This window comes from Streptomyces sp. NPDC012769 (genome assembly GCF_042901205.1).
Lineage (GTDB): Bacteria > Actinomycetota > Actinomycetes > Streptomycetales > Streptomycetaceae > Streptomyces.
This window is the reverse complement of sequence record NZ_JBIBCP010000003.1, coordinates 718,201-728,678: the sequence shown is the minus strand read 5'-3', so window position 1 is coordinate 728,678 and position 10,478 is coordinate 718,201. Positions and strand designations below refer to the sequence as shown.

The window sequence follows — 10,478 nt, the reverse complement described above, 5'->3', positions numbered from 1 at the left end:
TCCGGAACACGGCGTCCGTCAGGCCGCCGGAGGTCTGCCGGTGGAGGGCCTGCGTCGGTCACACTGGGCGTCATGTCCGAGAAGCGCAGTGCTGGTCTCCTTCTCTTCCGCCGGGCGCCGGGCGGCGCCCCGGAGGTGCTCATCGGTCACATGGGTGGCCCCTTCTGGTCCTCGCGGTCGCACGCCGCCTGGTCGATCCCCAAGGGCGAGTACGAGCCCGAGGAGGCACCCGAGGCCGCGGCGCGGCGGGAGTTCGAGGAGGAGCTCGGGCTGCCGGCGCCGGAGGGCGAGTGGTGGGCGCTCGGCGAGTCCCGGCAGGCGAACGGAAAGCTCGTCACCGTCTGGGCCGTGGAGGCGGATCTGGACCCCGAGCTGGTCGTGCCGGGGACGTTCGTCATGGAGTGGCCACGCGGTTCGGGCACGCTGCGGGAGTTCCCCGAGATCGACCGGGTGGGCTGGTTCGGCCTCCCGGAGGCCCATCCGCTCCTGGTGGCGGGGCAACGGGTGTTCCTGGAGCGGCTCGCCGAGCGGCTGAACGGCGCGGCGGGGGCGGCCGAGGCCACCGGGCCCTGAAACGGCCCGGCCCCGGGGCGGGTTCACCCCCATTGTCAGACCCGTGCGAGAGGGTGGGGGATCCAAGCTCACATCGTGGAGAGGGAGCCCGACATGACGACGACCACCGGCCTCGAGCGCGCCGCGGCCCAGGCGTATCTGCGCCTGATGGAATCCACCCAGGCCGTGCTCTCCGACCCGCGGCTCGAGCCGTACGCGGCGGCGATGCTGACGCATCCGATGGCGGAGGCCGACGCGGCGCTGCGCGCTGCGGGCCTCGTGGGGAACGAGGCGCATCTGTTGCGCCTCGTCGCCTCGCTGCGGGCCTCCCCCGCCGCGGAGCGGGGCAGGCACGGGTGAGGCCGGGCGGCCCCGGTCGGGTGGGGGCCGCCGGTCCCGGCTCGGTTCAGGCGCCGAGGCGGACGGGGAGGGCGCGGACGCTGTTGCCGACGAAGCCGGCGTGACGGGTCAGTTCGGTCTCCGGGACCGCGAGGTCGAGTTCGGGGTAGCGGGTGAAGAGCGCTTCCAGGGCCAGGGTCGCCTCCATGCGGGCGAGCGGGGCGCCCAGGCAGTAATGGGAGCCGTGGCCGAGCGAGAGGTGCTTGGTCGCCGGGGTGCGCGTGACGTCGAAGCGGTCGGCGTCCGGGCCGTGGGCCTCGGGGTCGCGGCCCGCCGCCGAGTAGCCGGCGAGCACGGGGGTGCCCCGGGGGATGAGCGTGCCGCCGACGGTGAGGTCGCGGGTGGGGTAGCGGAACGGGAAGTAGCTGACCGGACTGTCCCAGCGCAGCGTCTCCTCCACCACGTCCGCCCAGTCGGCGCGGCCTTCCCTGACGTGGGTGAGCTGGTCCCGGTGGGTGCACAGGGCGCGTACGGCGTTGGTGACGAGGTTCAGGGTGGTCTCGTGGCCCGCGATGATCAGCAGGACCAGGGTGCCGATGAGCTCGGGCTGGCTGAGCCGGTCGCCGCCCTCGTCGCGGGCGGCGATGAGGGCGCTGATGAGGTCGTCGCCGGGGGTCCGGGCCTTGTCGGCGGCGATGGTGGCGAGGAGTTCGACCAGCTCGCGGTTGGCGGCGACGGCCTGCTGCGGGCCGGTGTCGGTGGCGACGACCTGGCTGGAGAGGTGGTGGAGGCGTTCCTGGTGCCGCTCGGCGACGCCGAGGAGTTCGCAGATGACGCCGAGCGGAAGCGGCAGCGCGTAGTGGCGGCGCAGGTCGGCGACGCCGTCGCCGGAGCGGGCGGCCTCGGCGAGGCCGTCGAGGAGCCCGGCGATGAGCGAGGCGACGCGGGGGCGGAGCTCCTCGACCCGACGGGGCGTGAAGGCGCTGCTGACGAGGGAGCGCAGCCGCCGATGGTCGGCGTCGTCGGCGGTGGTCATGCCCTGCACGGTGGCGAAGGTGCGCAGCGGCCAGCCCTCGGGTATGCGGCCTTCCGCGAGGGCGGTGAAGTGCTGGGCCCCCTTGGCGACTTCGGGGTGGGTGAGGAAGTCGCGCAGGGCGTCGTGACCGAGCACCGCCATGCCCGCCACGTCGCCGGGGAGCAGGACCGGGGTCACCGCGCCCTGGGCGAGCAGCCGGGCGTTGTCGGTGTGCGGGCAGCCTCCGGCGGGGTCGAGTCGGTACGGGGCCCTGTCCTGGGAAGGGGTGGACGGTGTGTTCACGGGAGCACTCCTGACGGCGGGAGCAGGACGATTTCGGTCCCGAGCGGGCGCGATCGGTCAGATCCTAGGGTCAACCGATCCCGCTGCGGGCGGAGTTGTACGGCTCCGAGGACATGCTCAGCCCACGAGCTCAGCCCACGTGCTCCCCCACCGCCTCGCCGGCCGTCTCGCCCGTCGTCCCGCCCGCGGTGGGGGCGCCGGGCTGCCGGGGCCGGCGGCCGTGCAGTTCGGCGAGGCCGCGGCGGGTGGCGGCGACGACCACGCGGTCGCCGGGCCCCAGCACGTACCCCGTCGGCAGTTCCCAGGCGGGCCCGTAGCCGCAGCGCTCCAGCGGCACGCCCGCGTCGCCACGGGCGATGATCCGCCAGGCGCCGGGCTGGAAGGCCTGGGCGACCGTGCGCCCGTCAAGGAGCGGATGGTCCGCGACGTCGAGCGCCGCGAACAGCAACACCCGGCGCTCGACGGGGAGCGCGCCCAGCACCTGGCGGCCCATCATCGCCCCGGCGAAGGCGGGCGCGGACAGATGCGAGACGCTGCGGCTGCGGGTGAGGGCGCCCGGGTGGACGGCCCTCAGGGTGCGGTAGACGGCGGTGGCGAAGTCGTCGTCGTACAGGCGCAGCGCGACCCGCAGCCCGGGGCTGATCGAGCGCGCGTGCAGCGCGGCCTCCAGGTTGGTGATGTCGACGCTGGTGAGGGCGAGCAGGGCGCGGGCGCGGTGGATGCGGGCCGCTTCCAGGACGCCTTCCTCGGTGACGTCCCCGATGACGGTCGGCACGCGCAGCCGGCGGGCGAGGGCGAGGCCGCGGGCCTCCGGGTCGGCTTCCACACAGACCACGGGGATGTTCATCTTCCGCAGCCGGGCGAGGACCCGGGTGCCGACCTTGCCGAGGCCGAGGAGGACCACATGGCCGTAGAGTCCGCGCGGCGGCCGGCGCAGGGTGGTGGCGCTGCGGAAGGTGCCGAACGCCTCCAGGAGGGCGGCGATCACCACCGGCAGCAGCAGGAGCCCGACGAATCCGGCCAGGATCTGGAGCAGCTGGCGGCTGGTGGGCTCGCCGTGCGCGGGCTCGCCGATGGCGAAGACGTCGAGCAGGATCAGATAGGCGGCGTGCAGCGGGTGGTCGCCGGTGGTGAGCGTGGAGGCCAGGGCGAGGGCGACGACCGCGGCGACGACCCCGGCGAGGGACCAGCGCAGCCGCCGGGAGAACAGCGAGCCGACCGGCAGCGCGGAGGCGCCGAGCCAGCCGGGGGTCCTGGCGGGGGACTCGTAACTGACGGTCTCCAGGGCGACGATGCCGCGCCCGGTGGCGGCGGCGACCTCGGCGTCGCCGGGCAGCAGCCTCGGGCTCTGGTCGCCGCTGCCTTCGGAGCCCTCGCAGCCGGCCGGGTCTCCGGCGGTCGCCGAGAGCAGCGCGAGGGGGCAGAGACCCGGGTCGGCGACCTCGCCCGGGGCGGGCGGGGTGCGGTCCACGGCGTGCAGCAGCAGCCCGCCGGCCTGGATCACCTTCCTGCCGCCGGCGACGGCCGTGGCCGCGAGCGAGGGCGCGGCGGTGTCGGCGTCGGAGAGCACGGTCGTGGCGGCGTCCAGCTTGTCGGGGTCGAGGCCCGGCTCGGCGACGGCGGCGGCCTGGTCGAGGAGGGTGGCCAGATGCTGGCCGAGTCTGCGGTTGTAGAGCCGGATGACCAGACGCAGCCGCGGGTTGAGTCGGCGGGCGGTGAGCGCGGCCCGGATGTTGCGCTCGTCGTCGTCGTACACGAGGGCGAGCGCGGCGGCCCGCTCGACCCCCGCGTCGAGCAGGACGCCATCGTCGACCTCGGCGGTCTCGACGACCCGGACCGTCCGTCCCGGGCCCGCGCCGCGCGCGTCGCCCCCGCCGCGCGGGTCTCCCCCACCGGACGGTCCCGAGCCCCCGGGTCCCGCGGGTCCGACGCCGGCGGCTCCGGCGGTGCGGGTGACGGCGGCGGTGACCCGCCCGAAGAGCGCCATGGCCCGCCCGGTGCGGGCGGCGGGCCGGTCGGGCCCCGTGTCGCCGGGCGAGGGAACGAGCAGGGTGACGCGCTCCCCGTACATCTCGTGGAGTTCGGCGGCGAGACGGTGGGCGAGGACGTCGTCACCGCAGACGATCATGTGTTCGGCCTGCGGTGGCGCGGCGGCGGGGACAACCGGCCTGCTCTGGTACGGGAGTGAGGACACGTCACCAGGATGCCCTGTCCCACTGACAACGCCGCCGGGGCCCGGGCCGCTGAGCGGCGGGTCCGGCACGCCGCCGTTCGGCACGGCCGCTACGCCGGTCGGCGCACTCCGATCTGCGCCTTTCGTGACGGCGTTCCTACGGTGGCTGAATGATCGTCATGCCTGCCGTCCGTCACGCCGCCGCGGGTACCGCGGCGCTGCTGCTCGCCCTGCCGGTTCCGGCGGCCTCGGCCGCCGCCGTCGCGGAGCCGACCCCGCCCGCCCGGCACTTCGTCGATCCCGCCCGGCTCGACCGCTCCGGCACGCAGGTGCAGCCGCTGCGGGGCGCTCCGGAACTGCCGTCGGTCTCGGCCCTGTCCTGGGTGGTGGCCGACGCGTCCACCGGGGAGGTCCTCGCCGCGCGCAACGCCCACAAGCGGCTGCCGCCCGCCAGCACGCTGAAGACGCTGTTCGCGCTGACGGCGCTGCCCCACCACGACCCGGGCGAACGCCACACCGTCACCGGGGCCGAGCTGTCCGGGATGGGCGAGGGCAGCAGTCTGGTGGGGGTGAAGGAGGGCTACACGTACAAGGTGTCGGACCTGTGGAACGGGGTCTTCCTCAGCTCGGGGAACGACGCGGTGCGGGTGCTCGCGGCGATGAACGGGGGCTGGGAGTCGACGGCCCGGCAGATGCAGGAGAAGGCGCGCTCCCTGGGGGCCCGCGACACGCGGGTGGTCTCCCCGGACGGCTACGACGCGCCGGGCCAGGTCTCCTCCGCGTACGACCTGGCGGTCTTCGGGCGGGCCGGGGTGCGCGACCCCCGGTTCACCCGTTACTGCTCGACCCCGTACGCCGACTTCCCGGCCGGTTCGTGGTCGTACGGCATCGCCAACACCAATCGGCTGCTGACGGGCGCGGACGGGGTGGCGCGCTATCCCGGGCTGATCGGCGTCAAGAACGGCTACACCAGCGGCGCCGGCCACACCCTGATCGCGGCGGCCCGGCGCGGCCCGCGAACCCTGGTGGTCTCGGTGATGAACCCGCAGGGGGGCGGTGGCCGCGCGGTGTACGAGGAGGCCCGCGAGCTGCTCGACTGGGGCTTCGACGCGTCGGGCCGGGTCCAGCCGGTGGGCTCGCTCGGCCCGCGGCAGGACCGCCCGAAGCCCCGGGGCACGGCGCAGCCCCAACCCCGTGTCGAGGCACGGTCCCAGGTGCGGGCGCGGGTGCAGGCCGGTCCGGAGGCGGGCTCGGCCACCGCGACCGCTGCCCGTCCCGGTTCCGCTGCCCGTCCCGCCGACGCGGCCGGTCCCGGTGCCGGTCCGGGCCCTGGTCCCGGTGCCGCCCCCGGCGCGGCGGCGGGCGAGGCGGCCAGGCAGCGGGCGCGCGACACGCGGGACGACGCCAGGCCCTCGGGCACCGCGGCCGGTCTCCCGCTCGCCCTGGTGGGCTCGGCGCTCGGTGCGGCGCTCTCGCTGTGGCTGTGGCGGCGGTTCGGAGCGCGCGGGAACTGACGGCCCCGCGCGTTCTGCCCTGTCGACCGGCACGGTTCGGCGGGCGCCGCACGGTCCGCCGCCCGGGAGGTCCCCGGCCGGCACCCCGGGAGGAACGGTCTTGAGTTCGGTCACGAGTTCGGTCACAGGTGCGGTCACGAGGTCGACGATGGGGTCGGCGATGGGCACGGACCCGTACGCGGCGGAGGTCGCCCGACGGTTCCGCGAGGTCAACGGCGACCACCCGATGACCGCCGCGGACGACGCCTACGTCAGCGCGCAGTTCACACCGCTGGAGCGGCTGTGCGCCGTACGGGGGCGGGACGCCTCGGAGGCCCGGCGGCAGATGCTGGACGGCCGGCTGCCGCTGCCCGGGTATCTGCGTTCGGACGGGGCCGAGATGGTCCCGCACGACCTGTTCGACCTGGCGGCGCGGGCCGGCGGGCCCGAGCGGCTGCGCGCCTGGTTCACCGCGCACTGGGCGGACCCGGCCGAGGGCGCCGAGGAGTGGGCGGCGTATCTCAGCGGCCGGTACGTCTGTCTGCACCGGGTCACGCCGGAGACGATCCGCCGCAAGAACGAGCTGACGGCGGCGATCACCGCGGCCGTCCGGTCCCCGCGGCCGGAGTCCGCCCGGTGGTCGGCCGCCCTGCACGCCCTGGTCGACGAACTGGACGCGCTCGAACCGGCCTTCACGGCCTACGACCGGCTGCGGTTCGGCGGCCCGACCTCCCGGGACGTCTGCGTCGACGCCGTACGGGCCCGCTTTCCCCGACCGGAACCGGCCACCACGCCCGAATCGGTCACCACGCCCGCATCGGCCACCACGGCCCTCGCCCGGGACGATTCCCTCAGATGACGCCTCCCCGGCCGGGCCGGGGCTCCTCCGGCCGGGCACGGCCGGCACGCGCCGTGCGACGCGCGCCGCACCAGCGCAGCAGGAGGCCGAGCCAGAGCACCACGGTCAGCGTCCAGGCGGCGGCGAAGGTCCAGAGCAGGGTGCGTGATCCGGTGGCGACGGCGGCCACGAGGAGCACCGCCGTGGCGAGGCCGAGGGCGGCCGCGGCGGCCGGGCCGGCGAGCCGTCCGGGCGTCGGCCGCGGCCGGCCGGAGCCCAGGGTGCGGGCGAGGGAGTGGTCCTGGCCCAGGTCGTGTTCGATCTCCGCGAGTATCCGCCGCTCGCGCGGCGAGAGCCGTGCCCCGTCCATCTCCGGCACCTCCCGCCCTGGGCTTCCTGCCGTCGGGCCGATGACCTGTCCGGGTCCCGGCCCGCGGCGCGTCCGTGACGCTATTCGGCGGGTACCCCGCCGGTGCGGGTCGAACCGCACACCTGCACCCGCGCCCCGGCCGGCCCGGCCGTGTAGCGCTCCGCGGCGAGGACGGCCTCGCGGGCCGTCCGCTCCCCCATGAGCACGCACAGCGTGTACGCGGTGTCCTCGAACCGCCTGCGGGCCGCCAGATCGTGCGGCCTGGCCAGGACCAGCCGTTCCTGGGCGCGGTAGTTCCGCAGCAGGCGGTCGATCGTGTTGCGGTCGGGGAGCAGCATCCGTTCCTCCTGGTCGTGACCTGGCCCCCCGGTTTCCCACCATCGTGGGTGCACATGCTCACAAGCGCGACCCACAGCGCTACGTTCCGTGACCGACCCGGCTCCCTCCGCGTGCGGCGGCGCCCGGGATGGCCGATGGTCGAGACATGAACCCCAGTGAGCGGATGCGCGTCGTCGTCACCGGTGCCACGGGAAACGTCGGGACGAGCCTGGTCCGCGCCCTGGCGCGGGAGCCCCGGGTCGCGTCCGTGCTCGGCCTGGCCCGTCGCAGGCCCGGACTGACCCTGGAGAAGACCGAATGGGCGGAGGTGGACCTCTCGCTCGACGGCGACGAGGCCCGGCTCGCCCAGTACGTGGCGGACGCGGACGCGGTGGTCCATCTGGCGTGGCGCTTCCAGCCGACACACGATCCGGTGACGACCTGGCGGAGCAATGTGCTCGGCGCGGTACGGGTCTTCGACGCGGTCGCGGCCGCCCGCGTGCCCGTCCTGGTGTACGGCTCGTCGGTCGGCGCCTACTCCCCCGGTCCGGGCAACGGCGCGCCGGTGTCGGAGTCCTGGCCGACGCACGGCTGGCCGGGTGCCGCGTACACCCGGGAGAAGGCGTACGTGGAGCGGCTGCTCGACACGTTCGAGCGTGACCACCCGCAGACCCGGGTGGTGCGGATGCGGCCGGGTTTCATGTTCAAGGAGGAGTCGGCGAGCGAGCAGCGGCGGATCTTCGCGGGACGCTGGCTGCCCGGCCAGCTGATCCGGCCGGAACTGATCCCGCTCGTCCCGGAGCTCTCCGGGCTGCGCTTCCAGGCCCTGCACACGGACGACGCGGTGGAGGCCTACCGGTCGGCGCTGCTGCGGGACGTGCGCGGGGCGTTCAACCTGGCGGCGGATCCGGTGGTCGACGTGGCGACGCTCGCCGAGCTGCTCGGCGCACGCCCGGTGAAGGTGCCGACGGCGGCGGTCCGCGGGGTGCTGTCGGCCGCCTGGCGGATGCGGGTGGCGCCCGCGTCGCCGGATCTCTTCGACGCGGTGCTGCGGCTGCCGCTGCTGTCCACGGACCGGGCGCGGGAGGAGCTGGAGTGGACGCCGTCCAGGTCCTCGGTGGAGGCCCTGGAGGCGTTCCTGCGCGGCGTCCGCGGGGGTGGCGGGGACGCCACGGAGCCGCTGACCGGCCGCAGCTTCGGCTGAGCCACGGCCTGCGGGGCCGGGCCGGGCCGTTGGCCGGTCCTCAGCCGTCGGCCGTCGACCGTCGACCGTCAGAGGTCAGCGGTCAGCGGTCAGCGGTCAGCGGTCAGCCGCGAACGGCGGCGGACCAGTCCACGATGCGCATGGCGGCGCCGGCCGCCTCCCGGCCCCGGCAGTGGGCGCGGTGCCGGTCGAGCAGGGCGTCGACGTCGAGGTGACGGCCGAACGCCGGGTGCGCGGCGAGCCGGCCGGCGTAGGCCCACAGCGCGGTGTGCCCCGCGACCCGTTCCATCGCCGCGGCGTCCAGGTGCCAGCGGTGCACGGTGTCCAGGTGGACGAGGGTGACCCAGACGGTCACGTCGGCGGCCGTGGGCGCCTCGCCGAGCACGTACGGCCCGGCGGCGAGGCGGCGTTCCAGGGAACCGAGCGCGGCGAAGAGCACGGTGAGCGGGTCGTGGTGGGCGGCGGTGTCGTCGAGGCCGAGCTCGCCGGCGCGCTGGGCGGCGGCGTGGACGCTGTGGGCGCACAGGTCGGCGACGGCGCGGATCTCGTCCTGCCGGTCCTCGGGGAGGAGTTCGGGCCCGTCGCCGCGGAAGCGCAGGGCCAGGTCGCGCAGGATGTCGGGCACATGGGTGGAGACGATCCGGCCGGTCCAGGCGTCGCTGAGGACGGGTGCGGCGGCCGGCCCCCGGTACAGGTGGGCGCTGGCCTCGTACAGCGGGCGCAGGTCGGCGTACCCGCCGTCGGGCGTGTCGGGGAGGGCGGGCAGCACGGTCAGCGGCAGGGTGTCGTCGAGGCCCAGCAGGCTGTGGGTCACGGCGACGCCCAGACAGTCGGGGTCGGCGGGCGCCAGGTGGAGGCGATAGCGGTGGGGTACGGCGTAGTGGCCGCTGCGCGCGTCCCGGCCGATGCGGCCGCGGAAGGCGGGCGCCGCGACGGACGGAGCGGCGAAGGGCACGGCGTGCGCAGCGGCGTGAGAGACGGCGGACGGGACGACGGACATGGTTCTCCCTGGGTGCTCGGTGCTGGGTCGCGGAACGGCACGGCGGCGTCGCCGTACGCCCGGAGGCAGCAGAGGTACGGGAAGGAGGAGGGCGGGGCCGTACGGACGCCGCGGACGGCGGCGCGTCGGGCGTACGGCGGTCGCGCGCGGCCTCAGACCGCGCTGCAGACCCGCAGCAGATCGATGTGGCGACGGGAGGTGAGGGACAGGGGGCGCGGCAGCCGGACGGCGGGCGCCGGACCCGGTGCGGCGGTGACGGCTCCCATGGATTCCCTACCTGTTCGCTCGGTTTCCCGTCCCGAGTGTGGAAGCGGCGGCGCCCCTCGTCAAGGGTGCGCACGCGGCGCGTAGGCATAATGCGCCTATGCGCATTTCAGCCAGGGCCGACTACGCCGTGCGGGCCGCCCTCCAGCTCGCCTCGGCCCAGGAGTCCGGCCCGGTGAAGGCCGAGGCCATCGCCGACTGCCAGGGGATCTCGCACAAGTTCCTGGAGGGCATTCTGGGCGACATGCGCAAGGGCGGCCTGGTCCAGAGCCAGCGCGGCGGCAAGGGCGGCTACTGGCTGGCGAGGCCGGCCGCGGAGATCTCGGTGGCGGACGTGATCCGCTGCGTGGAGGGGCCGCTGGTGTCGGTCCGGGGCGTCCGGCCGCCGGAGCTGTCGTACACCGGGCCGGCGGAGTCGCTGCTCACCCTGTGGGTGGCGCTCCGGGCGAACGTACGGCATGTGCTCGACGGGGTCTCGCTGGCCGAGGTGGCCGCGGCGAAGCTGCCGCCGGAGATCGTCGCGCTCGCCGAGGATCCGGAGGCCTGGACCAACCCCTGACGGCCGGAAACGGCCCCGCGCTCCCCGCGCTCACCTGCCGGCGTCCCACC

Annotated in this window: 11 protein-coding genes; 6 read left to right on the top strand and 5 right to left on the bottom strand. The window is 75.5% G+C overall.

From position 1 onward, the window contains the following. The first annotated feature begins 72 nt into the window (after positions 1–72). Together ACFY7C_RS18430 and ACFY7C_RS18425 are read left to right on the top strand one after the other, a co-directional pair. A complete protein-coding gene (locus tag ACFY7C_RS18430; RefSeq protein WP_389651162.1) occupies positions 73–573 on the top strand; it encodes an NUDIX domain-containing protein in 501 nt (166 codons plus the stop codon). A 93-nt stretch (positions 574–666) separates the two neighbouring features. Next, a complete protein-coding gene (locus ACFY7C_RS18425) occupies positions 667–912 on the top strand; it encodes a hypothetical protein (protein ID WP_389651159.1) in 246 nt (81 codons plus the stop codon). Positions 913–958: 46 nt separating this feature from the next. Here the strand turns inward: ACFY7C_RS18425 and ACFY7C_RS18420 are convergent, their stop codons facing one another. Together ACFY7C_RS18420 and ACFY7C_RS18415 are read right to left on the bottom strand one after the other, a co-directional pair. Next, on the bottom strand, positions 959–2,209 hold the full coding sequence (locus ACFY7C_RS18420; RefSeq protein WP_389651156.1) for a cytochrome P450: 1,251 nt from the start codon (positions 2,207–2,209) through the stop codon (positions 959–961). Between the two features lie 130 nt (positions 2,210–2,339). Next, the gene (locus ACFY7C_RS18415) at positions 2,340–4,337 is read right to left on the bottom strand and encodes an NAD-binding protein (RefSeq protein WP_389652735.1); all 1,998 of its coding nucleotides are present in this window, start codon (positions 4,335–4,337) and stop codon (positions 2,340–2,342) included. 215 nt (positions 4,338–4,552) lie between these two features. Here ACFY7C_RS18415 and ACFY7C_RS18410 point away from each other — a divergent pair, with 215 nt between their 5' ends. Beyond that, positions 4,553–5,896: a D-alanyl-D-alanine carboxypeptidase family protein gene (locus ACFY7C_RS18410; protein ID WP_389651154.1), complete on the top strand. Its 1,344-nt coding sequence runs from the start codon at positions 4,553–4,555 to the stop codon at positions 5,894–5,896. A 160-nt stretch (positions 5,897–6,056) separates the two neighbouring features. After that, positions 6,057–6,734 carry a DUF6058 family natural product biosynthesis protein gene (locus ACFY7C_RS18405; RefSeq protein ID WP_389651151.1) on the top strand — a complete coding sequence of 226 codons (678 nt, stop codon included), beginning with the start codon at positions 6,057–6,059 and terminating at the stop codon, positions 6,732–6,734. Here ACFY7C_RS18405 and ACFY7C_RS18400 read toward each other — a convergent pair. Together ACFY7C_RS18400 and ACFY7C_RS18395 are read right to left on the bottom strand one after the other, a co-directional pair. Then, entirely contained in the window at positions 6,727–7,083 is a 357-nt protein-coding gene (locus ACFY7C_RS18400; protein ID WP_389651148.1) for a DUF3040 domain-containing protein, read from the bottom strand. The two genes, ACFY7C_RS18405 and ACFY7C_RS18400, sit on opposite strands and share 8 nt — an antisense overlap. Positions 7,084–7,163: 80 nt before the next feature. Continuing rightward, the gene (locus ACFY7C_RS18395) at positions 7,164–7,421 is read right to left on the bottom strand and encodes a DUF5133 domain-containing protein (RefSeq protein WP_389651145.1); all 258 of its coding nucleotides are present in this window, start codon (positions 7,419–7,421) and stop codon (positions 7,164–7,166) included. Positions 7,422–7,567: 146 nt separating this feature from the next. On the opposite strand from ACFY7C_RS18395, the gene ACFY7C_RS18390 reads away from it, so the two are divergent. Then, on the top strand, positions 7,568–8,605 hold the full coding sequence (locus tag ACFY7C_RS18390) for an NAD-dependent epimerase/dehydratase family protein (protein WP_389651143.1): 1,038 nt from the start codon (positions 7,568–7,570) through the stop codon (positions 8,603–8,605). A gap of 103 nt (positions 8,606–8,708) precedes the next feature. Here the strand turns inward: ACFY7C_RS18390 and ACFY7C_RS18385 are convergent, their stop codons facing one another. Then, a complete protein-coding gene (locus ACFY7C_RS18385; RefSeq protein WP_389651141.1) occupies positions 8,709–9,605 on the bottom strand; it encodes a glutathione S-transferase C-terminal domain-containing protein in 897 nt (298 codons plus the stop codon). 364 nt (positions 9,606–9,969) lie between these two features. On the opposite strand from ACFY7C_RS18385, the gene ACFY7C_RS18380 reads away from it, so the two are divergent. Beyond that, complete coding sequence (locus ACFY7C_RS18380) at positions 9,970–10,428, top strand: RrF2 family transcriptional regulator (protein WP_389651139.1); 459 nt, start codon at positions 9,970–9,972, stop codon at positions 10,426–10,428. The last annotated feature ends 50 nt before the right edge of the window (positions 10,429–10,478 follow it).

What these genes read in the sequence shown, in the direction of transcription:
- ACFY7C_RS18410 (WP_389651154.1), top strand. Translation starts at nt 4,553, where the DNA reads ATGATCGTCATGCCTGCCGTCCGTCACGCCGCCGCGGGTACCGCGGCG.
- ACFY7C_RS18425 (WP_389651159.1), top strand. Translation starts at nt 667, where the DNA reads ATGACGACGACCACCGGCCTCGAGCGCGCCGCGGCCCAGGCGTATCTG.
- ACFY7C_RS18415 (WP_389652735.1), bottom strand. Translation starts at nt 4,337, where the DNA reads ATGATCGTCTGCGGTGACGACGTCCTCGCCCACCGTCTCGCCGCCGAA.
- ACFY7C_RS18400 (WP_389651148.1), bottom strand. Translation starts at nt 7,083, where the DNA reads ATGGACGGGGCACGGCTCTCGCCGCGCGAGCGGCGGATACTCGCGGAG.
- ACFY7C_RS18390 (WP_389651143.1), top strand. Translation starts at nt 7,568, where the DNA reads ATGAACCCCAGTGAGCGGATGCGCGTCGTCGTCACCGGTGCCACGGGA.
- ACFY7C_RS18430 (WP_389651162.1), top strand. Translation starts at nt 73, where the DNA reads ATGTCCGAGAAGCGCAGTGCTGGTCTCCTTCTCTTCCGCCGGGCGCCG.
- ACFY7C_RS18405 (WP_389651151.1), top strand. Translation starts at nt 6,057, where the DNA reads ATGGGCACGGACCCGTACGCGGCGGAGGTCGCCCGACGGTTCCGCGAG.
- ACFY7C_RS18380 (WP_389651139.1), top strand. Translation starts at nt 9,970, where the DNA reads ATGCGCATTTCAGCCAGGGCCGACTACGCCGTGCGGGCCGCCCTCCAG.
- ACFY7C_RS18395 (WP_389651145.1), bottom strand. Translation starts at nt 7,421, where the DNA reads ATGCTGCTCCCCGACCGCAACACGATCGACCGCCTGCTGCGGAACTAC.
- ACFY7C_RS18385 (WP_389651141.1), bottom strand. Translation starts at nt 9,605, where the DNA reads ATGTCCGTCGTCCCGTCCGCCGTCTCTCACGCCGCTGCGCACGCCGTG.